A 24,918-nucleotide genomic window follows, 5' to 3' on the forward strand; every position below is an offset into this window, starting at 1 on the left:
CGGGCTAAGAAGGGTCGGCGATGGCTTCTTCCTGGGCCGTCCGAATGACCTTGTCCCGTTTCAGTTTCTTCGTATTCACCTCTCCGTTCCGGCTCAGCAAAATGGCGATCGGCCGCGTCTGGTCGAACTGGGCGCAGATGATGATGATGGCCACCGTGATTGGCACGCTGAGCAGCATCCCGACGATTCCCCACAGCATCGACCACAGAATCAGCGTCAGCACGACTACGAGCGGGCTGATATTCAGGGTGCTACCCATCAGGCGTGGCTCGATGATGTTGCCGACAAGAATTTGCACCCCCGTCACGCCGAGCACGACCACCAGAAAAGGGGTCAGGTTATCGTACTGAACCAGCGCCAGGAGGGCCGGCAGTGCCGTCGCGGTGATGGACCCGATGGTCGGGATGAAATTGAACAGGAAGATCAGGAAGGCCCAGAAAAGGGCGTAGTCCAGCCCGATAATCGTAAAGATGACAAAGCTGAGCACGGCCGTGGCGATGCTCGTCACCGTCTTCACGCCCAGGTAGGTACGCATGGCGGAGTTGATCTCGGCCAGGGTGCGGGTAAATCGGGTGCTGCGGCGCATGTCCAGGCCAAGGGCTTCGAGCTTCTTCGGGAAGGTCTGTTGCTCGACAAGGAAGAAGAGCACGTATAGGAGTACCAAAGCTACACCCTTGGCCGCGCTGGTCACCCCCGCCAGTACGAGGGCGAAATTGCCCAGGACCTGCTGCCCGAGTTCCAGGTCGGATACCGAGGGCGGTTCGCGGTCGATGCCGATGCGCTCGTAGGCGTGGGCGATCTGATTCTCGATCTTGGGCAGGTAGACGCCGCTTTCCAGGATGAAGCCGTTGACGGTATTGACGATCATATCGGAGATGGCGTAGAGCGTCAGACCGATAAAGATCAGCGACATGCCGAGGGTCACCGCGTTAGGTAGCCGCGTACCCAAGAAGGGCAGGTGGCGGAACTGGTTGTTTAATGCATTGACCAAATACCACAGGACCAGGGCCACGAAGATGGGCACCAGGTAGCTTTTCCCCACCACGATGAGGGTAAGAATCAGACCGATGGTGAGTAACCAGGCGGCAACGCGAAAGATGGACATGCGGGCTAGCGGCTATTAGTGCTTGGTTAACGATACAAACGACCCTTATGTGTTGTTAAACCTCCACCCGTATTGACTAGTTAAACTAGACAGTCTGCGACAATTCGCTATTTTCGCCGGCCCGCCCGGATTAGGGCACATCAATTTAAACCTGAGAACATCGAATGACCGGATCTAAAATAACCATAACCGACGGCACCCTAAACGTACCCAACGACCCCATCCTGCCCTTCATCGAGGGCGACGGCATCGGTCCCGATATCTGGGCAGCGGCCAGCCGCGTGCTGGAGGCCGCCGTGGAAAAAGCATACAACGGCGAAAAGAAAATCGTCTGGAAAGAAATCCTGGCCGGGCAAAAGGCCATGGACCAGACCGGCGAATGGCTGCCCCAGGCAACCCTCGACGCCATCGAAGAATACCTCGTATCCATTAAGGGTCCCCTGACGACCCCCGTTGGTGGTGGCATCCGCTCGCTGAACGTAGCGCTGCGGCAGAAACTCGACCTCTACGCCTGTGTCCGCCCCGTGCAGTACTTCACCGGCGTGCCCAGTCCGGTCAAGAACCCCCAGGACGTCGACATGATCATCTTCCGGGAAAATACCGAGGATATCTACGCCGGCATCGAATTCGCCGAGGGAACCGACGAGAACAAGAAGTTCCTGACTTGGCTGAAGGACACCTACCCCGAGAAGTACGCCAAAGTCCGCTTCCCCGATACGGCCGGCATCGGCATCAAGCCCGTCAGCCAGGAAGGTACCCGTCGCCTCGTCAAGGCCGCGATCAAGTACGCCATCGACAACGATAAGGACAGCGTAACCCTCGTCCACAAGGGCAACATCATGAAGTTCACGGAGGGCAGCTTCCGCGACTGGGGCTACGAAACGGCCGCCAAAGACTTCGGTGCCACCCCGCTCGACGGCGGCCCCTGGCACGTCCTCAAGACCGACGCTGGAAAGGAGATCATCATCAAGGATGTCATTGCCGACGCCATGCTCCAGCAGATCATCCTGCGCCCGAAGGAGTACAGCATCATCGCCACCCTCAACCTGAACGGTGACTACATCTCCGACGCGCTCGCCGCCCAGGTAGGCGGTATCGGTATCGCACCGGGTGCCAACATTAACTACACCACGGGCATTTCCATCTTCGAAGCTACCCACGGTACCGCTCCGAAGTATGCCGGTCAGGACAAGGTCAACCCCAGCTCGGTCATCCTCTCCGGGGAGATGATGTTCCGTTACATGGGCTGGCCGGAAGCCGCCGACCTCGTCATCAAAGGCATCGAGGGCGCCATCTCCAAGAAACGCGTCACCTACGATTTCGAACGTCAGATGGACGGAGCCACCCTACTCAAGTGCAGCGAGTTCGGAGACGAGATCATCGCGAATATGTAAAAAGCGAATCTGAGCTGATTTTAGATTCACGGGAGAGGTCGTTGCCTATGGGTAGCGGCCTCTTTTTTTGCTGGGTGCTGGGTGCTGGGTGCTGGTTGCTGGTTGCTGGTTGCTGGTTGCTGGGTGATACAATTAGTTTAAAGACTATTTTTATAAACTATTTTGTTTTATATTTAAACCACCACTTAGTATGAGACATGCAACAATCCTACAGAGCCCTTGAGGTCTATCGTGCTTCGTTTGAGTTATTCCTTAAAACGCATCGTTTCTCTATGCGGCTTCCCAGCTACGAAAAGTTTGAGCTCGGGAGTCAGATTCGAAGATCTGCGGATTCCGTGAATTCTAATATTGTAGAAGGGTACGGGCGCCGACGTTACAAACGAGAATTTATTCGTTTCCTGACTTTCAGCCTGGCGAGTAACGACGAATTGACCAATCATCTAAAGAAGGTAGGCCAGCTTTACCCGAACCTGAAAGCGGAGGCAAGCGAATTGCAGGAAGCTTACGAGCGTGTAGGCAAGCAACTAAATAATTTCATTCGGTACGTAGCGCAAAATTGGAAGACCCCCGCCAGTAACCAGTAACCAGTAACCAGCAACCAGTAACTCCCCAAACCAGCAACCAGCAACCAGCACCCAGCAACCGCCCACCCAGCAACCTACCCCACCGCCCGCTTCACCAGCTCCCGCACCGTCAGCGACATGAGTAATTGTTCCTCCTTATCGTTCAAATCGTCGGGAATAAATTCGAAGGCCCGTTGGCTCAGCGGATCGTCCGCTTTGGCGGGCAGATTGGTCAAGGCGCCCACTTCGCGGCTGCCTACACTGACCGGCAGGTAGTTCTCGCGCGGCGTGGTTTCGATGCGGGCCAGTTCCTTACCAGTGCGCTGCCCCAGCAGGACGTTATTATCGATGCGCCCCACGGGTTGGTCGTCGATTTCCAGGCTCGTTTTGCCGTTTTCGGTCCAGTAAACGTAATCGTGCTCGGCCGTGCGGGCGTAGAGCAACTCGTTGACCTTTTTGCCCAAATAGCGCCGGTAGGTATAGCTCACCACCGGTTCGTGAAATATCGTGGTGAATGTTCCCTTGGCAGTGGTGCCGGTGCCCTTTTTCACGACCTGCTTGTCCTGGGTCAGGCTGAACAGATCCAGTTCCTCCTTGCTCATCTTCACCAAGTCCGAACTCCAGGTATCCATATCCGCCTTCAATTCACGGACCACGCGTTCCCGCTGCTTCTTGGAAGGCATGCGGTTGCGGCTCCACTGGTTGAACATGTAGACCATCATGGCCACGAGCAGGATGGAAATAATTAGCAGGACGATCATACGTAGAAAACAGCTTCTTAGGGCCCGTGGGTTGAGCGCTTGGTCGATTTATACGCCCCCTTCGTCTTTCCGGGCGGCGGAGCGCAGGTAAAGTGTCCTTCATGAACCCGGCCGGCTTTCCGGACCTTCTACCATTTCTAAGCCCCGACATTTAACCAACATGGATACCAAAACAACACAGGAGGGCAACGCTACCCTCATCTACCTTCAAGCCTGGGAATGGATCCCCAATAGTAAGCTGCCCGTTATCGTATACCCGGGCGCCTTCCCCAACGAAAAACCCGGCATCAAGGACCGCGTGGCTAAACGGCTGCAGACCAGCGGCTGGGGCAATACCTGGGTCGCCGGCATATACCCCTATCCCCACTACCACAGCAATACCCATGAGGTACTGGTCATTCTCAGCGGTCGGTGTACCGTACAGCTAGGCGGGCCGGAGGGCTATGACCTGGAAGCCACCGCCGGCGACGTAATCGTTCTGCCGGCCGGCACCGGGCACGCGTGCTACTCGAAATCCGATTACCGGGTCTTCGGTGCCTACCCCGGCGGAAGAAGCTGGGACCTCATCACCGGGGCGCCGGAGCACCGCGAACCCGATAATCTGCCGGTACCCGAACAGGACCCGATTGGTGAACGGGGGGTGATGCGGAAGGTATGGCAGGGCGTCGGGGCTGCTACTCGATAGCGGGCTCCGCCGGGTCGATGGTCGCCATCTCCGGGTAATCCGCCCGGTAGTGGACCGTCGGTTTACGATTTGTAGTATGGACTGCCAGGCCGCGGCATATTCCGTTTGCATCCAACTCAAAGGTCAGCCCTTCTCCGGTATCGTGTACCCAAAGGGAATCACCCCCGGATACGAAGACTGCCGCAGGCGACTCAAGTGCGTAGTGGGATGCGATGCTGTCGCGCCCACTACCCACCCCGAGCCCGAATGAGTCCCGGTAGCGGGTGAACGTGGTCCGGGCGACCTGTAGATCCTTCCGCATACTGTCCTGCGGCTCGAAAGTGAGGATCAGGATCAGGTCGGCCTCATTCCCGCCGTCTTTCAGCTCATATCTGGAAACCGTTGTACCGGCACCCGAGTCGCTAAAGACCGCTGGACCGAGCTTCTGACTGACCGTATCCATACGGTCCAGAATGCGTAGCGTGCCGAGCCGTTCACCCGCCACGATCGGGTAGCTCGGCTCCGGTGGGCTGAGTGAAGATTCCGAATCCCGAGTTACCGATGACTCGGTGGAAGGTCCGTCCGAACAGGCCATGCATAGCAGCAGCACCGCGTAGGCAAGTCGTGATAACCAGTAGCCCCTCATCATGCTCCTACGTGTTGCGTGCCAAATCGCTCCATCACCAGGGCGTGGTTGACCATGGCACCGGCCTTCCCCCCCGATCCCGTTGCGGCACTAACCATCCGCATATGCGTGATACAGTCACCGGCGGCGTAGATACCGGTTACGGTGGTCATGGAAAATTCATCGACCACCAAGGTTCCATTATCCGCCAGCTCACAGCCTATCCGTTCGGGCAGCGGACACTTCTGGGAAAGAAAGGGATGGAGGTAAAGGGCGGCAACTCCAATTTCGCTACCATCCAGCAGACGGACCGCCCGTAGCTGCCCATCCTGTTGCACAAGACATTCGATCGGCTGCTCGATGAGCTGTGCCCCGCAGTCGTGGACCTGCTCCTTCTTCACCACGGATGGACCGTTGGTAAACAGCGTCACCCCGTCGGTGAGATTTCGGATCAGCTGCAGCATATGGACCGTATGTTCCGTATTCATCAGGATACCCGTGGCCTGCCCGCGGAACTCGTAGCCGTGACAGTACGGACAGTGAATGACGGTTTTACCCCAGCATTCCGCCACCCCCGGAATGTCGGGTAGTTCGTCGTGCAAGCCCGTAGCAAACAAGATCTTTGCCGCCTGGTAAGATTCGCCGGAAACCGTGCTCACCGTAAAGTCACCATCACTTCCCTTTAGGCCGGTAGCCTTGTCGGACACGAAAGCAACCGTATCGTAAGCCAGCACCTGCTGCCGCGCGCGTTCGGTGACCGCTGCCGGATCGGCGCCGTCGTGCGTAATGAAGTTGTGGGTGGCCGGCGCGGGTTTGTTACACGGCTCGCCGCCATCGATGATCAGTACGCGCCGTAACGAACGGCCTAGACTCATTGCGGCCGACAGACCAGCGTAGCTACCGCCAATGATGATCACTTCGTAGGAATGCTCCATAGTAAATTTTTTTGGGAAACGCCACTATTGCAAATTAGTTGCATTAAAGGAATCACGAGGTTACCTTGGTGCGCAGCTCCGCTACAGCAGGCCGATCACCTCCGCCCGCTTGCGGCTGGCCACCGGCACTTCGTCGCCGTTCGTTAGACGTAGGTATCCCGAGTCCACCTTACGAAATTCAACAACGTGGCGGAGGTTGACCAGGTGCGACTGGTGTACCCGCACGAAGGCATGAGCGCTGAGGAGACGCTCGTAGTGTTTAAGGGTCTTGGTTACGAAAACGGTTTGCTGTCCCTCCAGTACGAAGCGGGTGTTGTTATCGTCTGACTCGCAGCGGATAATGTCTTGGATGGGGGTGACAATGATGTTGTCGGAGGTATGCAGGGATAAGCGATCGGGCAGGGTGTGTGGGTCCCGCAATGTATCCCGGAGTAGATCGAGCCGGTCGTGCGGGGCCGGCCCGAGCTGGGCCAACGCCCGGTCTACGGCGGCCCGGAGCTGCTCCCCCTCCACCGGCTTGAGCAAGTAGTCCACCGCGGCGAAGCGAAAGGCGCGGACGGCAAATTCGTCGGAGGCCGTCACGAAGATGAGTCGGGCGGTGAGCTCCGGAAGAATTTCCAGCAGGTCGAAACTGGTGCCGTCGCCAAGCATAATATCGAGGAAGAGCACATCAGGTTGGGAATGGCGGAGCAGCTTTGCCGCTTCCACTACCCCACCGGCGGTGCCAATCACGCGAATCTCCGGACAGTAGTCCTTCAGGTCGCGCTGCAGAGAAGCTAACGCAGGGGCCATATCTTCTACAATGACGGCGGTGTATTCTTTCTTACCACTCATAGCTGACAGGTATCTCTAAAGTGACGACCGTACCATGGGGCTCGCCGTCTTGTATGGTCATACTCCCCCCCATGGCGGAGATACGCTCCTGCGTAACGCCTACGGCGACCGATTGGTGACCGGGCTGCCGGTCGGCTTGCCGCTGCCCGGCTATAGCCCGACCCACGCCGTTATCCCGGATGGATATCCGGCACCTGCGGCCGACCAATTCGAAGGCAATGTGTAATTCCGCCGGTCGATCCAGTCCCGAAAATCCGTGCAGAATGGCATTCTCCGCGAACGGCTGGACGAGCATGGGCGGTAAACTGACCTCTTCGGAATTTACGGATCCGGGAATATCGATGGAGTAGGTAAAGGGATGCGGATGACAGAACTGCTCCATGCGCAGGTAATTTTCCAGGGTGGCGATCTCCTCCGCCAGCGTGATACGCTCCTGCCGGCTGTTGTGCAGGATACCCCGCATCAGTGTGGCAAAGCGGCTCAATTGGTCGCGGGCTTCCCGGCGATCGACGAGGCCGCGGATACCGTTCAGGGCATTAAAAATAAAGTGGGGATTCATTTGCAACTGCCGCGCCTGCTGTTCCAGTTTGAGCAGTTGATTCTGTTTCTCCCAGTCGCTTCGCACAACAGCCTGCCTGCGAAGCATCCGACGGTTATAGCCGTAAAAGGCTCCGGTCAGCAGCACACTGATCAAAGCCACTCCGGTGATGAGTAACCAGGGCTGCAATAGCAACGGAACCTCGATGGTGAAGCGATAGCTGGCGGGTCTTCCCCAGGTATTGCCCCCGTCGGTACTGGCTGATGCGGTAAATGTGTACCGCCCCCCGGGGAGGCCCGCGTAGCGAACGCTAGTTTCCGTGGTAGCGGGCGACCATTCCGGCTCCAGGGGGGAAAGCCGGTAGCGATAGCGTATTTTTTCCGGATGCGTGAGGTCCACCGCTCGGAAACGAAATCCGAGGTGGTTCTCCCGCGCCCGGAAGGTCACCCGGTTCGGGGCGATCGTATCGTAGAAAAGGGTCACGGCCTCGAGGCTCGTCACCGGCGGCGTTCGGTAATTGTCTTCGTCGTTGGTTAGTCGCACCAGACCGGATTCGGTGGCGAACCACACCCCTCCGCGGTCGTCGGCAAAGATGACGGTGGGTCCGTCACCCCTTACGGGAAAGCCCTCGGCCGCACCGTACTGGCGGGCGTACAGAGGCTGTCCGTTTTGATCGAGGTACAAGCGACTAACACCCTGGTCGGTTCCTACCCATACTTCACGCTGCTCCTCCCGGGCCAGCACGGCGGAGTACTGCTCGGCACCGGCGAGCAAGCGATCGTCGATACGGGCATACCGAAAGGGTTTGGCTCCCAGGTCGGTATAGAAGATGCCCCGGTCATCGGTCGTATACCACAACTGGGTGCCCCTCCGAAGGCTCATTTGCCGCACTGCGGGTAGGCCACTGACGAGTGTCCCAATCGTACGCGATTCGACCTGCCTCTCGCCGTCCGCCAACTGGATGATCAATCGGTGGCTGCTATCGCTGACCATATCGACGATAGAGGGTAGATCCTTTGTACCTAGTGCGTCCAGGCTCACCTGTGTAGTCGTATCACCGACCGTAACGTACGCCAGGTCACCGGCAATAGTCAGCACGGTCAGCCCTGAATGATTCAGCAGCAGCTTTCGAACCCAGTTGCTCGGTAATCCATCCCGCTGCCGTACCTGGAAAAGTGTATCCCGGCCGAGTGCGTATACGCCCCGCCCGGCGGTACCGACGTACAAAAAACTCGTATCGGCGACCAGGGAGGTGATGCGGAGGCCCTCCAGTTCGGCCCCCTGACCGGCGGGCTGCGGTGACCCGTCCACCATTCGGTACAGCCCCCTGCCTTCCGTGCCGATGTAGAGCGTACCGTCTTGCTGCGTGATTGTGCTAACACCGCCTCCCACCGAATACGTGACGAAACTGCTCGGCAACTGGCGGAGGAGCCCGCGGTCGCTGGTAGCCAACCAACGGTAGCCGTGCACGTCGTCGGTGAGGTCCAGGATCTCGGTGTCCGCGTAAGGGGTATCCCGCAAATAGCGCTGCCGGATATGGTCCATTTCGCCCTCGGATAGCCAAACATCGTCACGCACGTAGGCTGGTGGCAGGTCGACGTCCGAAAACTGCAGCCCATCAAACCGTACCCAACCGAGCGGGGTCCGCGCATACAGGTAGCCGAGCGAATCGGTGACTACGCGTTCCACCCGGGCATCGGGCAGACCGGCCGCGGTGGAATACTGGCGGTAGCCGTAATCCTGCGCGGCCAGTCCGACCGAAAGAAAAAATGCCAGCATACGGAGTATCATGCATCACGAAAGTAGCGCAGCCGTACCGTTTGGGCCCGGTCGACCGGCACCAGGATGCAAAACAAGCGGGAGGTGCCCCGGGCCCGGGCGGCGGGTATGCGGCTTCCATCAGCCAGCCGGTAGGTTGTTCGGTCGAACGTCCACCGGAAGTCCGCGTGGGTCAGGCCCATTCCGGCCAGTTCCCGCACCAGGGCTTCCTCTCCCTCCAACCACGCCGTGCGCTCGGCTTCCCGGCCGGGAAGGTAGACTTCCCCGCCCTCCGGGTGCACGCGTAGCCATTCGACGGGCACGTTAAACTGGTAGAGGTACGGCAGCAGGGCTTCGGAAAAGCGATCGCGGGCCAGGGCTGCCCCCCAGTCGACCGCCACGTGGGGGTATTTTCGCCCGAAGCGGACGGCCATCACCGCCGGTAGGGGGTAATCGCCCAGCGGGCGGGCCCGGAAGTAAGCGTCTGCGTAGTGCCGCTCCATACCGCGCGGCCCCTCGCGAAACAGGGTGAACTGCTCCGTCGCCTCCACTTCCGGGAACACCCCTTCGCCGCCGAATACACGGCTCATCTCCCGCAACAGGGAAGGGTCTTTACCCAGACCACAGCCGTGAAGAATGACGCGCGTCGATGAGGTGATACCCGTCAGAGGTTCGGGCGACCATTCCGACAGGCTTTGGGCGGTCGACCGGGCCTCCGCGGCGGTACGGCCGACGGCCAGCCCGGACCACGGATTACCGTGAACGACCAGGTGAATCTGCCCCCAGCCCGCGCGGGGTCGTCGGCTGTCGAGGTAGTAGCGTACCGCGGCCAGGCTTTCCAGACCGGTGACGATCCGCTCCTGCCCCCGTTCGCAGAAGTAGCGTTCCGCCCGGGCGAAGTAGGGGTTGTCCGACTGGTCGCGCCCGAGGATAAAGGTCACGTCGTTAGCCGCCGGCGCTACCGCTTTCTCCTGCATCGCCACTTGTGCGACCGATTGAACCTGCGGTTCCGGGCGCTGAGTCGCTAACGGCATCAGGGCATCGACCACTGTATCGAAATTCTCTACCGGATCAGGTTCCGATACCTCGGTCATGGCCGGAGGAGATTGCGTACACCCCGTAACCAGCCCCAATAGCAACACCAGGGGCGTAAGCGACCGCAACTTCCGAAAACCGACTACGAAGACCAGCAACACCACGAATACCGTAGCAAAACTCCACCAGGGAAGTCCGGATCCCGAAACGGGAAGACCGGACACGCCCGCCACACCCAGGGCGAATCCGACCGCATTGGCCGATACGCCGGCCGGTAGCGGCAGGGGTTGCTTGACCGTTTCGGGGTTGCCGCCGCCCGCGAGTACCGGTCGCTTATCCACGGCGACGAAGGAAGTATAACGAGTCAACAAATTGTGGGCGAGCCCCAGCTCGGTCACTTCCTCTACCCGTTGGTCGCTTTCCCGCAGGTGGTTGTAATCGTCCAGCCGCTGAATCCGGCTTCGGGCCCACAGGTAGGCCAGGGCCTTGTTACGCTCATCGGGTCGGCTATCGCGTACCCGCTGGGTGATAAGTAAATCGCCAGCGCCCGTCTTTCCGGTGAGAACCATTTCGCCCCTCGCTTTGCCGCGGTACTTTCCGAAGACCACCAGCGGTCGTTCACGACTTACATCGGGCAAGGACAGCGGCTCGAGGTCGTAGACATCAAAACCATCATAGGTGAGCCGGACGTCGGTAAGCAGTGGCTCGGAGATGTACCGGCGAAAACGTTCGGCTTCCGCCGGGGCGGCTCCTTCGTCCAATACGACCGCCGGCCGACCCCTTCCTACCCTGGCCATACCGTCGATGAGGTGGCGATTGACACTGCCGCCGATTCCGAAAGTGTAGACATTGGCCTTATCCAGGTTGCCGTCGATCAGGTCAAACACTTCGGGCTCGACGGAGATGTAGCCGTCGGTCACGATGACGAAGTTGCGGCTGATCGAGCCGGGGTCGGTCCGCGCAAAATTCGTCGGACGAATAACCGCCCGCCCGATTGCCTCCGGACCGGGCAGGGCATAGGCATGGTTAAGCGCGGCCAGCAATTCCGTACCCCCGCCGCCGTGGATGCCGCTTAGCCACTCCGTTGCGGTACGCAGATTAGCCGGCATAGCCGGTACCGAGGCCGGGCGCCACGTATCGGATGCCCCGGCGAAGAGCATGATGTTGAAGTGGTCGACGGGTCGCAGGTTACCGACCAGGTCGATCATCAGCCGCTTCGTGACCTCCAGCGGGAAGCCGGTCATCGAGCCGCTAACATCTACGATAAACACGAATTCCCGGGCCGGTATCTCGTCAGCGGCAACTTCGTCCACGGGAGGCTGGGCCATATAGAGGAAGTAATTTTCCTCTTTGCCCTCATACAGCAGTAAGCCCGTATAAATGCCGTCACCGCCCAGGCAGTATTCCAGCACGAAATCCCGGTTACCCGAAGTCGAGGGATTCTCCAGACGGAGGCTTACGTTTTCTTTTCCACTCCACTGCCGGGAAATGCCGTGGGTCGGGCTGCCCAAACCGGCGATCGGCATGCCGGCCGCCAGGTGGAGCCGGAGATCGAAGGGGGAGGCCTTTTCGCTTTTACGGTATGGCTGACCGGTATATTCCGAGGTCTTATCGTCTTCTCCCGTAAAGCGCGGACCCACCACCGTCGGATATACGAAGCGATAGGTACCCGCTTCCGGTACGAGGAGTTCGGTGTACCGCAACCTGACCCGCACGGAGTCACCCGGCAAGATGTTAGCCACGCTCATTTGAAAGACGTTGGGCCGGTGCTGCTCGAGCAGGCTACTTCGCTTGCCTTCGGTTTTCGCGCGCTCGTAGGTTTGCCTGGCCGCTTCCTTGCGCATCACCACTCCTTCGATCACCCGATCCCCGATTTGCATTTCCATGCCGTGCACCGCAGCCCCGGTGGACGCGGGAAAAACGTAGGTTGCTTCAATGGGTCGGTCACCAATATTGCTATACACCTGCTCCACGGTCACCTCGGCGATCACGCCCGCGATATCCACTTCCGCGGTAGTCGAACGGAGCGGAAAGGCCGCCGCATCTCCTTTCACGAGAAAGTACGGGCTCTCCGGCTGTGCAAGTATCCAGCCGGAACCGAGGCAGAGTAGTAAGAATATGAGAAAGTATTTCATTGCGTTGTTCTTTGTTGACAAGGCAATGTTCGGGGCGGAATGCAGGGCCCGGACCGGTGATCTAGAATTCGCGGGGATAACACGAGAATTCGCGGCCGTCCCGGTAGTGGATCACCGCTTCCCCTCGTAGAATTGTACTACTTCGGGATCGACCATCACGTCGCGCAGGCTAAGCGGTTGCCGTAGTACGATCCCCTCCAACGTCCGACAACGGCTGAGCGCAACGTAGGTCTGGCCGTGCTCGAAAGCCCCCGACCGCCCCAGGTCGATGATGATGCGATCGAAGGTTTTGCCCTGCGCCTTGTGGATGGTGACCGCCCAGGCCAGGCGGATCGGCAGTTGGCGGTAGGTGCCCAGGGTTTCGGTGGCGATCTTGCGCAGGTCCTCCCCGTCGGCGGTGTAGCGGATGATGTCCCACTCGTCAAACTCCACCTCTACCTCCACGGGCCTTCCTTCCTCCACGATCTCGATCGTCACGGATTTCGGTTTGCACGCCGTAATGGTACCGATGGTGCCGTTCACGAACCGACGGTCGGGGTCGTTGCGCAGCGTCATCACCTGGGCACCCACCTTCAGCCGCAGGATCTGCGGGACGGGAAAGAGGCGATCCGGAAAATTGCCCTTCACCTCGGCGGTATACAGGTGTTCGGGAGCTTCCAGCGCTTCCAGGGCTCCGCTGTTAATGCGGGTGACGGTCGCATTGCGGGCGGCCAGGGTCAGGTAGTTGCTTCCCTCCTCGGGGGCAAAGTCGGGAAGGCACCGCTGATTGAGGTCGGCCAGCTCGTCGTAGTCGACCGTCGCGTTGCGGATACTCTCCAGGAGGCGAAGAAAGTGGCGACTGTCCTGGCGGTACACCTGCCGCAGCTCCACCATTTCCAGGTCGATGTAGTCGAGGCAATCGGCGCTGAAGAAGTACGGACTGGCATACCGCAGCGAGAAAAACTCCCGTTCCGTTTCGCTGCTTACCACCGGCGGTAATTGAAACAGGTCACCGAAGAGAATCAATTGCACGCCACCGAAGGGCTTTTCACTACCCCGGTTGACGCGCAGGCCGAGATCGATGGCCTCCATCACGTCGGCGCGCACCATACTGATCTCATCGATGACCAGCGTTTCCAGGTTTTGAAAGACGCGGCGGTTGCGCCGATTCGGACGCACGTCCTTCGACTGCAGCAGGCGCGGGGGGAAATTGAAAAAGGAGTGGATCGTCTGTCCGCCCACGTTCAGGGCCGCGACGCCGGTGGGGGCCAGTACCACCACGTTCTTGCGGGTACTGCGCTTGAAGATCTGCAACAGGGTCGATTTGCCGGTACCCGCCCGCCCCGTGATGAAGAGGTGGGCTCCGGCCTCCATACGCTCGAGGGCGTAGTTGAAATCATCGGATAGTTGCAGGGCTTCGGGCATGCGGGCGAAGGTAGGAAGGCCCGGACATTAACCCCACCGTAACAGCTTTAGCTAATCATTCATTAAAGCCGTACGTCACCCATTGTACCGATCGTGACGGGGACTACATTCGATACGTATTACCCAACATCCATTAAGAAAAAGACATGAAACACTTCTTTACCCTCCTCCTACTCCTCGTCGCCACTTGCTTCGTATCCGCCCAGGTGGACGCCAAACTCAACGCCGGTTCGGCCATCACGGGCGGCATCAACCTCTCGGCCGAATTTCCGGTCGGGCAACAAATGGGTATCGCCATCGGTGCCGCCTATTCCAGTTTGGGCTTGCTCATCAACGAGGAAGATGACTACCGCTACCGGAATCTTCGCCTGATTCCGGAAGTCCGCTACTACTTCAACCCCCGGGAAGGCTTCGACCGCTTTTACGTCGGTGGCTACGGCAAACTAGGCCAGCTGACGGGCATCAACCGCGACACCGATGCCTCCGTCGATGCCACCCGCGCCGCTCTCGGCATCATGACCGGGCATAAGTGGGTATCGCCCTCCGGCTTCCTGTTCGACCTGAACTTCGGTGTCGGTCGGGCAGCTACCTTCGGAGGGAATGATAACGACGCGGAGTACGCCGCAGCCATCGGGGCGCTTACCGCCATTGATCTGCGTCTGGGCATCATCGTCGGCTGGCGCTTCGGCGGCGGCAAGGATTAGGCTTTCCCTGTAATCGATCTAAATAAACCGGGGCACCTTGACCCGCTTTACTTCCCGACCGACCTTAGGAATAAAGCGAGATCATGGTGCCCCGTTCCTTTTTCCGGCTGCTGTACATCGGCGTTACCGGTATCCTGTTCACACTGGCGGTCATTTGCCTGAATGCCCTGGACTCCGACCGCATGCCTTTGGCTAACACCACGTATGGGTATTGCGGCACACCGGACTCCCCTTTCGAAGCGGACAGCCTGGCCACCATAGGCTACGATTTGTGGCGGGAAAACGCCTGCGGCAGCTGTCACGATTCCTCCATGCGCCGCGACATGACCGCTCCGGCGCTAATGGGGGTGACGGAGCGCTGGGCGGACTACCCCCGTGAAGATCTGTACCATTGGGTACGCAGAAGCCAGCGCCTGGTAGACTCCGGCCACCCGCGCGCCAAGGAATTGTGGGCGGAGTGGGGACCTTCGGTCATGTCGAACTTCACCAATTTGACGGACGAGGACGTAGCAGCATTGCTGGCCTTCATTGAAGCGAGGGGGCGGGGCTAGCCGACGGGCAACGTACCTTTGCCTCATGCTCACTTCCCGTTTTCTGACTCAGCTGGCCGGCATTACCGGCCTAGCCGTCCTGGGGCTCGCGCTCAGTCACTGGTTGCTTCCGATTGGGTACGCCCTGCCCTTTTCCATCATCACGCTGGTTCTGTTCCTCGGGATATGCGTCGCTCTGTTTTTTTTAGGGCGGCGGAGCGCAGGTGCAGAGAATCGCATGTTATTCAGTAATGTTTTCCTTGCCGCCACCATTGCCAAAATGTTCCTCTGCGGTATGCTGGTGGTAGGATACGTGATCCTCGCCGAACCGACCAGCAAACTATTCATCGTCCCCTTCTTCTGGCTTTACCTGGTGTACACCGGGTTCGAGGTGTACTTCCTGATGAAGCTGAGCGCGATCGTGGCCTCCCCCCGCGAGACGGCCAAGCGTTAAAAGCGAGAAGGCTAATTTTAGGATTGGCACCTCCCCACCACGCTTTCGGGTGGAGAACCTCCGGTTCGACTTTTCTTCGGCCGCCTAGCTCAGGGCCCCTCGCGGCGCTCGGGTGCGTTCGGACCTGAGGTCCTCAACCCGTGCGTGTTTTGACCGGCAGGCTTACCAATCTGGGTGACCTCACTACGGAAGCCCAAATCAGTATACTGGCCGCCGCCATCGCGGGTGGAGAACTTCCGCTTCGACTTATAATCCAACATGCGACCTTTGGCCCCTCGCGGCGCTCGGGTGCGTTCGGACCTGAGGTCCTCAGCCCGAGTTCAACGTAGTCCGAAAGCCGGGATGGCTTACCTTCGCCCCATGCGTACCTTCCTACTCGTCCTGTTTTCCTGTTCCCTGCTGGGCTGTACCGACGCGGATTCGGCCGGAGATGCGGATTTATCAAATGCTTCTCCCGCTTCGACCGACACTTTACCTGCGCCCCGCCGCCCGCTAACCGATAGTCTGGCCGGCCTGCCGGTCTACACCTACCTCACCGGGAAATTCGATCCGCGGGAGAATGCGTCATTCGTCCGCGTGGCCGACGCGTACACGGATGGTGATCCCTACTTGCTACACGAAGATACTTACGCCGCTTTCCGGGATATGCACGTCGCAGCGCTGGAAGACGGGGTCCGCCTGCGGATCATCTCCGCCACCCGCAACTTCGACCGGCAGAAGCAGATCTGGGAAGCCAAATGGAACGGGCAGCGCCTGCTGGAGGGGACGGAAAAGGCGAATGACGTCTACCCCGACGCCGCCGACCGGGCCCTGGCCATCCTGCGCTACTCCAGCATGCCGGGCACCAGCCGCCACCACTGGGGGACGGACCTGGACCTGAATGCGCTGAACAACAGCTACTTCGACGAAGGCGAAGGGAAGAAGATCTACGATTGGCTGACCAACCACGCCGCCGATTACGGCTTTTGCCAGCCCTATACCCCCAAGGGCGACGACCGGCCCAACGGCTACGAGGAGGAGCGGTGGCACTGGAGTTACCTGCCCCTGGCTACCCAACTCACCGACTTTGCCGCCGAGCGGCTACAGGACGCCGACATCAGCGGCTTCGCGGGGGCGGAAGCGGCTCCCCGCATCGAGGTCGTCAAGAATTACGTTCTGGGGGTAAATCCGCGTTGCAAGGAATAGACCACCTGCCCCTGTAAACATCTCAAGGGCCAAGCGGCGTTTACACTTCCACACAACCGAGAACCTATGGACCTTTATGATATCAATCGCTACGCCCTGATCGTCACCCCGAGCGAGGCACTACTCCGCTGGGCGATTCGCGAGGACCCCAGCGCGGAAGAGGAGATTGACTTCGACGATACCAGTGATCTCACCACGGTCTATCTGCTTCCGGACTTCGGCGATATCGAAGAGGCCGAAGAATGGCTCGACAAAAATTACCGGCCCATCCTGGAGAATCTGCTATCGGAATGGGTAGAGGACGAGAGCAACTGGCCCAGCAACCTGGCCTTTAACCACTTCGAGAAATTCAGCGACTACACCATTACCAATATGGTGATCGATACGCAGGATGCCAGTTATGATGAAGAGTAGGTGTTAGTCTGTTAGTTCTTAATTCTTTTAGGGGGCATCCGCGTCTTGGTGGGCGGTGGTTCGCGCGTGCTGTTCCGCCAGGTCGCCTGCTGCTGCTTTATCGCTACTTTGGATGGGGAATGGAGGTCATTTTCCGGGGACCTGGGTTAAAGCGGTGAAAAAGATTAGGCGGGAAAGGAACAATTTGCCGCCTGAATCATACTACAACTGGCCGTTTTCATGATAAGATGGTCCCTTCGGCAAGGCTTGCTTGCCGGACATATTACACTTACCCAGCCTGAATGCTTTACCAACGCCCCCCCGATGCCATTGCCGATCTGGTTAACCTGAAACCGGATCCCCTGATGCTCTTCGGGCCGGATCGGGACTTCATCATCATCGCCGACCGGCCGATGTACCCCAGCGTGGAGGAACTGAAGGAAGAGAAGGTAAAACTGGCCGGCCGGCAGATCAACCCCCGCAATTTCACGCCCTACGGTAGCCGGGGCTTTTTCAGCCCCCGGATGCGGAAGGTGTCCACGGGCACCGATACGTTCTTCGAGGGCCTTCCCGAGGGAGCCATGTTCCGGTACTTCACCTGGTCGGCCGACGGATCGCGGATCGCCTTTTGCGAGGTGACGGACGAGGGCTTACAACTCTGGACGGCCGAACGCGATACCCTTCAGTGCGCGCGGGTAGGCGGCAACGATATCAACAACAGCCTCGGTGGCGTACCCTACGACTTCATCGGCAACGACCGTTTCCTGATCAAACGGCGTATAGCCGGCGTGGAGAAACCGGTTGATTCCGAAACGGTGACCGGCCCGAAGGTGCAGGAGTCCTCCGGCAAGGAGGGAGCCAACCGGACCTATACGAACCTGCTGCAGAGCGACTACGATATTCGGCTGTTTCGCTACTACGCCAACAGCCAGCTTTACCTGCATCGCCTCGATACGGGTAACGAGTCGCCCTGGGCCGAGCCGGGTATCATTGCGGGTCTGGGCGATAGCCCCAACGGAAAATGGTTCGTGATCACCTACGTGGTGGAGCCATTCAGTTTTAACGTTCCCTACGACAAGTTTGCGGACAAAGTGCTGCTGCGTGACCGCGAAGGAAACGAGGTGCGTGAACTGGCCCAACGGCCGATCGTGGAGCACCTGCCCCCGGCCTTCGGTTCGGTTATCACCCAACCACGTCGCTTCAGTTGGCGCAGCGACCACCCTGCTCAACTGTACTGGACCGAGGCACTTGACGGCGGGGACCCCCGGGTGGAGGCCCCCTACCGGGAGCAGTTTTACTACCTGGACGCCCCCTTCACCGGCGAGCCCCAAAAGAGTATCCGCCTTCCGATGCGCTTCGGCGCGCTACGCTGGGGACGGGGCGACCTGGCCATCGCCGTAGACTGGGAATGGAGCAGCCGGCGGCAGGTCACGCGGCGGTGGTATCCTGACGATCCGGAGCGGGAACCGGAGGTCCTTTTCGACCACAACTGGGAAGACAACTACAACGACCCGGGGAACGTCGTTTCGACATCCCTGCCTACCGATCACAGTGTTCTGCTGACACGTGACGAGGGGGAGACACTAATCCTCATCGGCAACGGTCACCGTCCGGAGGGCCCCCAGCCCTTCGTCGATGCATTTAACCTGCAGACCCACGAGCGAACCCGGCTGTGGGAATCGTCGCCCCCCTACTTCGAGCGGCCGCTATTCTTTCTCGATGAGGACCCGGACTACTTTCTGCTGGCCCGGGAGCAAGCCAACGAACGCCCGAATTTCTTTCTGCGTCACATTATAACGGGGGAAGAGATCCGCATCACCGACTTCCCGCATCCCTATCCGCAACTACGCGACAGCCAGTACCAACTGGTGAGTTACCAACGGGCCGACGGTGTACACCTGAGTGGTGAACTACACACCCCGGAGGGCTTCAATCCGAAAACGGATGATCCCCTGCCGATCCTGATGTGGGCGTACCCACAGGAATATAAAGACGCCGATAAAGCCGGACAGGTTTTGACGAGCAGCCACCAGTTTCGTCGCATCAGCCCGCTCTCTCCCCTACCCTTCCTCGCAGCCGGCTACGCGGTCTTTGACGACTTTGCCATGCCCATCGTTGGCGAGGGCGATGAGGAGCCCAACGAAACCTTCATCGAACAGGTGCGCATGAACGCCCAAGCGGCGGTGCGTAAACTCGTACAAATGGGGGTGGCCGATCCGAACCGCATCTACGTGGGCGGACACAGCTACGGCGCATTCATGACGGCCCACCTATTGGCACATACTAATCTCTTTGCCGGGGGAATAGCCCGCAGCGGCGCTTTCAACCGAACGCTAACCCCCTTCGGTTTCCAGGCCGAGGAGCGCACCTTCTGGCAGGTACCGGACACCTACGTCCGCCTCAGCCCCTTCGTACACGCGGACAAGATCAACAGTCCCCTGCTGCTGATACACGGGGAGGAAGACAGCAACAGCGGCACGTATCCCGTACAGTCTAAACGCATGTTCACCGCCCTGGATAATCTGGGCAAGACCGCCCGACTGTGCCTGCTTCCCTACGAGGATCATGGCTACGCGGCCGAGGAAAGTATCCTGCACATGCTCTGGGAGATGTACCGGTGGATGGAAATGTACCGCAAAGAGGGAAAAACGGTGAAAAAGCGCAAGGCCATTTCGGTCGACTAACCGCCTACCGGGAAGATCTTTAGGCGGGCGGGGTTTACCTTGGGCGAAAGCCCGACACGGACACCGACCATGCGCATACTTACTTTGCTTTCCCTTACCGTCATGCTGTGGCATTGCCGCAGCACCCTCACCTATACCCACCCGGACGTTAGCAAGTGGGAAAAGGTTACCCTGGATTTTGCCGGCCCGGAGACCGCGGAAGATGCCGGGGAAAACCCTTTCGTCAATTATCGCCTGGACGTCACCTTCACCGAGGGGGATTACCAGATCACCGTACCGGGCTTTTACGCCGCTGACCAAAGCGCCGCCGACAACGGAGCCAGCGCGGGCAATCTCTGGCAGGTCCGCTTCCGACCCGACCGCGAAGGGGAATGGGAGTATACGGCCAGGCTCGTACGCGGTGACAGCATCTACCTGGCTGAGGATCCCACGGCCGGGAAGGTGGTCGAGCGGTACGACGGCGCTTTTTTAGTGGGGCCGGCCACAGCGGGCGAACGCGGTAAGCTGATGCGCGACCACCCCCGCTACCTCCGCTGGGCGGAATCGGGCGACTACTTTATCAAAACGGGGGTAGACAGTCCCGAGAACCTGCTGGGTTACCAGGATTTTGACGGCACCTACCGCCACAGTGAAACATTCCGAGAGGGGGAGAGCCGTACCGAAGGGCTGCATACCTTCATCCCCCACGAGCAAGACTCCCGCAGCGGAGATCCAACCTGGCAGAACGGAAAAGGTATCGGCCTGCTCGGGGGACTGAACTACCTCCGGGACGCCGGCGTGAACAGCATCTACTTTCTCACCCTGAATATCAACGGCGACGGTAAAGACGTCTGGCCCTATACCGATCACGAGGAGCGCTACCGCTTCGACGTAAGCAAACTGGCCCAGTGGGAACGGGTATTCGACCACGCGGACAGCCTGGGCATGATGCTCCACTTCGTGCTGAACGAAACCGAAAACGAAACGCTGCTGGACGGCGGTGATACCGGTCCGCAACGGCGGCTTTATTTCCGGGAACTGGTTGCCCGCTTCGGCCACCACCGCGCCATCACCTGGAACCTGGGAGAGGAGAACGGCCCCAACGACTGGTCGGATGCCTACCAGACGAACGATCAGCAACGGCAGGTCATCGAGTGGTTTGCCGACCACGATCCGTACCAGCACTACGTCGTGTTGCATACCCACCCCGGGGAAGAAGCCTTCACGGCCATCTATGAGCCCCTGCTCGGCAACGAGAACCTGGACGGGCTGTCCCTTCAACTGGGCGATCCCTATTCCGCGAATGAAGTGACCCGCCGCTGGATCGATCGCTCCGCCGCGGCCGGTGCACCGTGGATCATGACGCTCGACGAAGTTGGTCCCTGGTTTCGCGGGTTGGACCCCGACGATGCCGCCGACAACAATCAAGACAGCCTGCGGGCGCTCACACTCTGGGGTAACCTGATGGCCGGGGGAGCCGGTGTGGAATGGTACTTCGGCGCCAACAGCCCCCACAACGACCTCAACCTGGAAGACTGGCGCAGCCGCGACGCCGCGTACCGGTGGTCGGCGGTGGCGCGCCGGTTCTTCGAGGAATACCTACCCTTCCCGGAGATGACGGCCCACAACGAATTGACGGAAAGCGAAACGGACTGGTGCTTCGCTAAACCGGGGGAGGTTTATGCTGTCTACCTCCCCTTCGGGCACCCGGCGCAGCTGGATCTGTCCGGTACGGACCATGAGTTCGACGTCGCCTGGTACGATCCCCGAAAGGGAGGCGAGCTGATCGATGTGGGAGAGATGGTCACCGCCGAGGACATCCTGGTGGAGCTGGTACCACCGGGCGAGGGGGACTGGGTGGCCTTGCTGCGGCGTCGGGAGCGGTCGGAGGATTAGCGCTCGGACGGCTACCCGGCGAATCGTCGAAAATTAGCCTGCAGTTACCGCCAGCGGAGCCGCAACACCCCCAGCACGGCTTCCTTGATGATCGACTTATGCATCTTACTGTTGCCGGCGATGCGGTCGGTAAAGGTGATGGGAACCTCCACGATGTTGAAGCCCAATCTGCGGGCGGTGAACTTCATCTCTATCTGGAAGGCATAGCCGATGCACTGGATTTCGCTGAAGTTCATCGCTTCCAGCACCGGGCGGGAGTAGCACATGAAGCCCGCCGTAGGGTCCTTGACCGGCATTCCGGTAACGATACGGGTGTACAGACTGGCACCGTAGGATAGGACGATGCGGTCCATGGGCCAGTTTTCTACGGCGCCCCCCTTGGTGTAACGGCTGCCCACGGCTACATCCGCGTTCCCGTCGTGACAGGCGGCCCGCAGGCGAATGAGATCGGCCGGTGTGTGGCTGAAGTCGGCGTCCATCTCAAAGAAGTACCGGTACCCTTCGGGCCGGGCCAAGCCCCAGCGGAAGCCATCGAGGTAGGCGGTTCCCAGGCCAAGTTTACCCGATCGCTCCAGCAGGTGCAGGCGATCCGGAAAGCGGCGTTGCAGGCCACGGACCACATCGCCGGTCCCGTCGGGCGAGCCGTCATCGACGATCAGCAGGTGAAAAGGCTGCGACAGGCCGAATACGACTTCCACCATGCGGGATATGTTTTCTCGCTCGTTGTAGGTGGGAATGATAACCAGACTATCGCTCAAGGTAAGTTCAAATTGAGCGGCCAAAGATAGGACAGCGTACGCATAGGGCCGTGATATCGCACGCTGTAAGCTGACCGGCCAGCCGGCCCTCCCGTAGAAAGGCAGATTTACTCCCTACTATTCAATATTTCCGCCACGTGCATGACCCGCAGTGGCAGTCCGTCTCGGCGGATGAGGCCTTCCATATGCATGAGGCAGGACATATCGCCGCTGGTGATGATTTCGGCTTCGTGGCGCAGGTGATCCGCGATGCGGTCTTTTCCCATCTTGGTAGATAATTCCGGCTGGTTGACACTGAAGGTGCCACCGAATCCGCAGCACTCATCAACCCGGTCCAGTTGTACTAGCTCGACGCCATCGACCATACTCAGGAGGTAGCGGTAGTAACTGAAATCAGCCCCTACCCGCTCCGAACTGGCACCCAGACGCAAGCCGCGCAGGCCGTGGCAGCTATTGTGGATACCAACCCGCCCGCTGAACCGCGCATTCAGCTCCTTTACGCCCAGCACGTTCACCAGGAAATCCGCCAGCTCGAAGGTTCGTTCCCGGACCGAGGTCACGGCCGCTGACTCCTCCAGCACATCGTAATGGTGGTTGACGTGGTACACGCAGCTACCCGACGGGCATACGACGTAATCAAAGGAGGAAAAGGTTTCCACGAAGTGCTCGTAGATCGGCCGGGCTTCCTGCTCCATTCCGCTGTTCGCCAGGGGTTGGCCGCAGCAGGTTTGCTCGCGCGGATAGACGACCTTGCATCCCAGTCTCTGCAGCAACTGGAAGGTCGCTATGCCGGCTTGGGGATAGAACTGGTCGATGTAACAGGGAATAAAGAGGCCTACGGTCATGATTCGGGAATATCGGTCAAGGTAATAAAGCTACCCAGCGGGCGCATCCTGCCGTGTCCGCCCGTCCCCGATCAGACTTCCGCCCCGTATTCAAACTGCAGTTTCTCCAACCGCAGCAGGAGCGACTCCAGTGAATCCCGCACCTCATCGAGGTTAGCGCGCACTACCCGGGCGAAGGATGGATCGACGAATAAGTGATCGCCGATGTCGGATAGTTCTTCCGGACCGTTCTCCTCGATTGCGTTCAGTTGTTGCCGCACGTAGTCGGTCAGCTGCTGCGTCCGCCCGTCCCAAAATTCCCGAAGCAGGCGGTGGGGTTGCTTGCGGATGACCTCCCGCCGTTCGGTCAGCTGCGTTTTAAGCCGGAACACGGTATCCGTACCGTTGAAGTTGACCTCGAGGGTATGCTCGCGGGGACCCTTGCGGCCGCGGATCCGATTGACCAGGTTCAACTCCTCATCGTAAAAGTTGACGCTCGAATATTCCTCATCGCTCAGTCCCCGGAACTGATCGATGGTTACCAACACGCCCCGAAACTGGCTCAGGTCCTTTTCAAGTTCGTAGTAGCTCTCGTTGACCGGCAGCAGTTGCTCTTCCTCCCGCACGTGCTGAATGCGCGTTTCCTCCCGCACGTCTTCCTCGAATTCGCGCACCTCCGTCTTCAGGGCGGACAGATTTACCGCCACGCTGTATCCGTGCTTGCGAACGGCGTCGACAATCATCTCCCGGATCACCTCGCGCTGCTCCGGCGCGTTCCACAGGCAGTGCTCGAGCAGGAAGCAGTCCATCAGGTTCACCGCCGAACGGCCGTGGAGAAAAGCGGCGGCGCGCAGGAGACGAACGGATTTCTTCCAGCGGCGATCGTAGATGAGGATCGGGTGCGGGGCATTATTGGGCTGCTCGTTGTACGTTTCGATCTTGTAAAGCAGCAGTTGGAGGGTATTAAGTACCTCGGCCGGGACCTCCACCGCGTCGATCCGCTCCGACCACTCGGTCAGTTCGGCCTCCGAAAGCTTGGTGGTCTCCGGGATATTGTCGTCGTACACATCGCGGGTGTCGACCACCATCTTGATAAAATTTTGGTACTCGTTGATACGGCCGAGTTCCAGCCGCACGAGAAAACGATCCCAGATCGGGGCCAGATTCGCCTGCCGGGGCGGCAGCTCGTTACTGGCGGTGATGATGCCCCGAATGTTAACCTGGATATCGTGGTCACCGTTCCGGTATATCTTTTCATTGAGGATGGTCAGCAGCGCGTTCTGGATCGCGGGTCCCGCTTTCCAGATCTCATCGAGAAAAACAATGTTGGCGCCGGGGAGGTAGCGGTCGGTGAGGCGCTCGTATTTGTCCTCGTCGCGCAGCTTTTTAATGGAGATCGGCCCGAAAACCTCATCCGGCGTAGAAAACTTGGACATGAGGTACTCGAAACTGACGCCGTCGCGAAAGGCATACTTTAACCGCCGGGCAATCAGGCTCTTTCCCACGCCCGGGGGGCCGAGCAGGAAGATACTTTCCCCGGCGACGGCGGTGAGCAGGGCCAGGGCCATGGCCCGATCCCGTTCGTAGAGTCCGGCGGTGAGGGCGGTGAGCAGGTCCTCGGTACGCTGGCGTAATTGGCTTTCGGGGTTGGCGGTCATGGGGAGGTAACGAACCCGCCGGGGGATGGTTTGAAAAGCAAGAACGGCCCCCGGAGCGCGTGCTCTGGGGGCCGTTCACATCCCGAAGGACAGTAGCCTGCC

General features: G+C 59.4%; 21 protein-coding genes. 10 read left to right on the forward strand and 11 right to left on the reverse strand.

Annotated elements, in window-relative coordinates:
- Positions 1-4: 4 nt before the first annotated feature.
- Positions 5-1,105: an AI-2E family transporter gene (locus DRW39_RS08725; RefSeq protein WP_116106642.1), complete on the reverse strand. Its 1,101-nt coding sequence runs from the start codon at positions 1,103-1,105 to the stop codon at positions 5-7.
- A gap of 164 nt (positions 1,106-1,269) precedes the next feature.
- Here DRW39_RS08725 and icd point away from each other — a divergent pair, with 164 nt between their 5' ends.
- Together icd and DRW39_RS08735 are read left to right on the forward strand one after the other, a co-directional pair.
- The gene (icd, locus tag DRW39_RS08730) at positions 1,270-2,499 is read left to right on the forward strand and encodes an NADP-dependent isocitrate dehydrogenase (RefSeq protein ID WP_116106643.1); all 1,230 of its coding nucleotides are present in this window, start codon (positions 1,270-1,272) and stop codon (positions 2,497-2,499) included.
- A gap of 272 nt (positions 2,500-2,771) precedes the next feature.
- Positions 2,772-3,083 (forward strand): four helix bundle protein, encoded by a 312-nt coding sequence (locus DRW39_RS08735; RefSeq protein ID WP_232830107.1) that lies wholly within the window; start codon positions 2,772-2,774, stop codon positions 3,081-3,083.
- A gap of 74 nt (positions 3,084-3,157) precedes the next feature.
- Here DRW39_RS08735 and DRW39_RS08745 read toward each other — a convergent pair whose 3' ends face one another.
- Entirely contained in the window at positions 3,158-3,823 is a 666-nt protein-coding gene (locus DRW39_RS08745; RefSeq protein WP_116106646.1) for a hypothetical protein, read from the reverse strand.
- Between the two features lie 160 nt (positions 3,824-3,983).
- Between DRW39_RS08745 and DRW39_RS08750 the strand changes: the two genes are divergently transcribed.
- Positions 3,984-4,508, forward strand: coding sequence for a cupin domain-containing protein (locus DRW39_RS08750; protein WP_116106647.1), 525 nt, complete (start codon positions 3,984-3,986; stop codon positions 4,506-4,508).
- On the opposite strand, the gene DRW39_RS08755 is transcribed toward DRW39_RS08750, so the two are convergent.
- The 6 genes from DRW39_RS08755 to DRW39_RS08780 all read right to left on the reverse strand — a co-directional run bounded on the left by DRW39_RS08755 (position 4,498) and on the right by DRW39_RS08780 (position 13,751).
- A complete protein-coding gene (locus tag DRW39_RS08755; protein WP_157976014.1) occupies positions 4,498-5,136 on the reverse strand; it encodes a hypothetical protein in 639 nt (212 codons plus the stop codon). The two genes, DRW39_RS08750 and DRW39_RS08755, sit on opposite strands and share 11 nt — an antisense overlap.
- The gene (locus tag DRW39_RS08760; RefSeq protein WP_116106649.1) at positions 5,133-6,047 is read right to left on the reverse strand and encodes an NAD(P)/FAD-dependent oxidoreductase; all 915 of its coding nucleotides are present in this window, start codon (positions 6,045-6,047) and stop codon (positions 5,133-5,135) included. The genes DRW39_RS08755 and DRW39_RS08760 overlap by 4 nt, the downstream gene beginning before the upstream one ends.
- Positions 6,048-6,128: 81 nt before the next feature.
- A complete protein-coding gene (locus DRW39_RS08765; RefSeq protein WP_116106650.1) occupies positions 6,129-6,881 on the reverse strand; it encodes a LytR/AlgR family response regulator transcription factor in 753 nt (250 codons plus the stop codon).
- On the reverse strand, positions 6,871-9,210 hold the full coding sequence (locus tag DRW39_RS08770) for a histidine kinase (RefSeq protein WP_116106651.1): 2,340 nt from the start codon (positions 9,208-9,210) through the stop codon (positions 6,871-6,873). Before DRW39_RS08770 ends, DRW39_RS08765 begins: the two co-directional genes overlap by 11 nt.
- Positions 9,207-12,347 carry a VIT domain-containing protein gene (locus tag DRW39_RS08775; protein ID WP_116106652.1) on the reverse strand — a complete coding sequence of 1,047 codons (3,141 nt, stop codon included), beginning with the start codon at positions 12,345-12,347 and terminating at the stop codon, positions 9,207-9,209. Before DRW39_RS08775 ends, DRW39_RS08770 begins: the two co-directional genes overlap by 4 nt.
- Positions 12,348-12,458: 111 nt before the next feature.
- Positions 12,459-13,751 carry an ATP-dependent RecD-like DNA helicase gene (locus tag DRW39_RS08780; protein WP_116106653.1) on the reverse strand — a complete coding sequence of 431 codons (1,293 nt, stop codon included), beginning with the start codon at positions 13,749-13,751 and terminating at the stop codon, positions 12,459-12,461.
- A 146-nt stretch (positions 13,752-13,897) separates the two neighbouring features.
- Between DRW39_RS08780 and DRW39_RS08785 the strand changes: the two genes are divergently transcribed.
- The 7 genes from DRW39_RS08785 to DRW39_RS08815 all read left to right on the forward strand — a co-directional run bounded on the left by DRW39_RS08785 (position 13,898) and on the right by DRW39_RS08815 (position 21,576).
- Positions 13,898-14,455, forward strand: coding sequence for a DUF3575 domain-containing protein (locus DRW39_RS08785; protein ID WP_116106654.1), 558 nt, complete (start codon positions 13,898-13,900; stop codon positions 14,453-14,455).
- A gap of 83 nt (positions 14,456-14,538) precedes the next feature.
- Entirely contained in the window at positions 14,539-15,006 is a 468-nt protein-coding gene (locus tag DRW39_RS08790; protein ID WP_232830104.1) for a c-type cytochrome, read from the forward strand.
- 25 nt (positions 15,007-15,031) lie between these two features.
- Positions 15,032-15,439, forward strand: coding sequence for a hypothetical protein (locus DRW39_RS08795; RefSeq protein WP_116106655.1), 408 nt, complete (start codon positions 15,032-15,034; stop codon positions 15,437-15,439).
- Positions 15,440-15,799: 360 nt separating this feature from the next.
- Positions 15,800-16,624 (forward strand): M15 family metallopeptidase, encoded by an 825-nt coding sequence (locus tag DRW39_RS08800; protein ID WP_116106656.1) that lies wholly within the window; start codon positions 15,800-15,802, stop codon positions 16,622-16,624.
- A 66-nt stretch (positions 16,625-16,690) separates the two neighbouring features.
- On the forward strand, positions 16,691-17,038 hold the full coding sequence (locus DRW39_RS08805; RefSeq protein WP_116106657.1) for a hypothetical protein: 348 nt from the start codon (positions 16,691-16,693) through the stop codon (positions 17,036-17,038).
- 281 nt (positions 17,039-17,319) lie between these two features.
- Positions 17,320-19,701 carry an alpha/beta hydrolase family protein gene (locus DRW39_RS08810; RefSeq protein ID WP_116106658.1) on the forward strand — a complete coding sequence of 794 codons (2,382 nt, stop codon included), beginning with the start codon at positions 17,320-17,322 and terminating at the stop codon, positions 19,699-19,701.
- Between the two features lie 69 nt (positions 19,702-19,770).
- Positions 19,771-21,576 (forward strand): DUF5060 domain-containing protein, encoded by a 1,806-nt coding sequence (locus tag DRW39_RS08815; RefSeq protein ID WP_116106659.1) that lies wholly within the window; start codon positions 19,771-19,773, stop codon positions 21,574-21,576.
- A 44-nt stretch (positions 21,577-21,620) separates the two neighbouring features.
- Here DRW39_RS08815 and DRW39_RS08820 read toward each other — a convergent pair whose 3' ends face one another.
- The 3 genes from DRW39_RS08820 to DRW39_RS08830 form a co-directional block, all read right to left on the reverse strand.
- On the reverse strand, positions 21,621-22,334 hold the full coding sequence (locus tag DRW39_RS08820) for a polyprenol monophosphomannose synthase (protein ID WP_116106660.1): 714 nt from the start codon (positions 22,332-22,334) through the stop codon (positions 21,621-21,623).
- 107 nt (positions 22,335-22,441) lie between these two features.
- Complete coding sequence (locus tag DRW39_RS08825) at positions 22,442-23,179, reverse strand: (Fe-S)-binding protein (protein ID WP_116106661.1); 738 nt, start codon at positions 23,177-23,179, stop codon at positions 22,442-22,444.
- A gap of 71 nt (positions 23,180-23,250) precedes the next feature.
- On the reverse strand, positions 23,251-24,816 hold the full coding sequence (locus tag DRW39_RS08830; RefSeq protein ID WP_116106662.1) for an AAA family ATPase: 1,566 nt from the start codon (positions 24,814-24,816) through the stop codon (positions 23,251-23,253).
- Positions 24,817-24,918: the final 102 nt, after the last annotated feature.

Source organism: Lewinella sp. IMCC34191, assembly GCF_003390935.1.
GTDB lineage: Bacteria > Bacteroidota > Bacteroidia > Chitinophagales > Saprospiraceae > Neolewinella.

What these genes read in the sequence shown, in the direction of transcription:
- DRW39_RS08750 (WP_116106647.1), top strand. Translation starts at nt 3,984, where the DNA reads ATGGATACCAAAACAACACAGGAGGGCAACGCTACCCTCATCTACCTT.
- DRW39_RS08800 (WP_116106656.1), top strand. Translation starts at nt 15,800, where the DNA reads ATGCGTACCTTCCTACTCGTCCTGTTTTCCTGTTCCCTGCTGGGCTGT.
- DRW39_RS08770 (WP_116106651.1), bottom strand. Translation starts at nt 9,210, where the DNA reads ATGATACTCCGTATGCTGGCATTTTTTCTTTCGGTCGGACTGGCCGCG.
- DRW39_RS08785 (WP_116106654.1), top strand. Translation starts at nt 13,898, where the DNA reads ATGAAACACTTCTTTACCCTCCTCCTACTCCTCGTCGCCACTTGCTTC.
- DRW39_RS08815 (WP_116106659.1), top strand. Translation starts at nt 19,771, where the DNA reads ATGCGCATACTTACTTTGCTTTCCCTTACCGTCATGCTGTGGCATTGC.
- DRW39_RS08755 (WP_157976014.1), bottom strand. Translation starts at nt 5,136, where the DNA reads ATGATGAGGGGCTACTGGTTATCACGACTTGCCTACGCGGTGCTGCTG.
- DRW39_RS08830 (WP_116106662.1), bottom strand. Translation starts at nt 24,816, where the DNA reads ATGACCGCCAACCCCGAAAGCCAATTACGCCAGCGTACCGAGGACCTG.
- DRW39_RS08765 (WP_116106650.1), bottom strand. Translation starts at nt 6,881, where the DNA reads ATGAGTGGTAAGAAAGAATACACCGCCGTCATTGTAGAAGATATGGCC.
- DRW39_RS08745 (WP_116106646.1), bottom strand. Translation starts at nt 3,823, where the DNA reads ATGATCGTCCTGCTAATTATTTCCATCCTGCTCGTGGCCATGATGGTC.
- DRW39_RS08725 (WP_116106642.1), bottom strand. Translation starts at nt 1,105, where the DNA reads ATGTCCATCTTTCGCGTTGCCGCCTGGTTACTCACCATCGGTCTGATT.
- DRW39_RS08805 (WP_116106657.1), top strand. Translation starts at nt 16,691, where the DNA reads ATGGACCTTTATGATATCAATCGCTACGCCCTGATCGTCACCCCGAGC.
- DRW39_RS08810 (WP_116106658.1), top strand. Translation starts at nt 17,320, where the DNA reads ATGCTTTACCAACGCCCCCCCGATGCCATTGCCGATCTGGTTAACCTG.
- icd (WP_116106643.1), top strand. Translation starts at nt 1,270, where the DNA reads ATGACCGGATCTAAAATAACCATAACCGACGGCACCCTAAACGTACCC.
- DRW39_RS08760 (WP_116106649.1), bottom strand. Translation starts at nt 6,047, where the DNA reads ATGGAGCATTCCTACGAAGTGATCATCATTGGCGGTAGCTACGCTGGT.
- DRW39_RS08775 (WP_116106652.1), bottom strand. Translation starts at nt 12,347, where the DNA reads ATGAAATACTTTCTCATATTCTTACTACTCTGCCTCGGTTCCGGCTGG.
- DRW39_RS08825 (WP_116106661.1), bottom strand. Translation starts at nt 23,179, where the DNA reads ATGACCGTAGGCCTCTTTATTCCCTGTTACATCGACCAGTTCTATCCC.
- DRW39_RS08790 (WP_232830104.1), top strand. Translation starts at nt 14,539, where the DNA reads ATGGTGCCCCGTTCCTTTTTCCGGCTGCTGTACATCGGCGTTACCGGT.
- DRW39_RS08795 (WP_116106655.1), top strand. Translation starts at nt 15,032, where the DNA reads ATGCTCACTTCCCGTTTTCTGACTCAGCTGGCCGGCATTACCGGCCTA.
- DRW39_RS08735 (WP_232830107.1), top strand. Translation starts at nt 2,772, where the DNA reads ATGCGGCTTCCCAGCTACGAAAAGTTTGAGCTCGGGAGTCAGATTCGA.
- DRW39_RS08780 (WP_116106653.1), bottom strand. Translation starts at nt 13,751, where the DNA reads ATGCCCGAAGCCCTGCAACTATCCGATGATTTCAACTACGCCCTCGAG.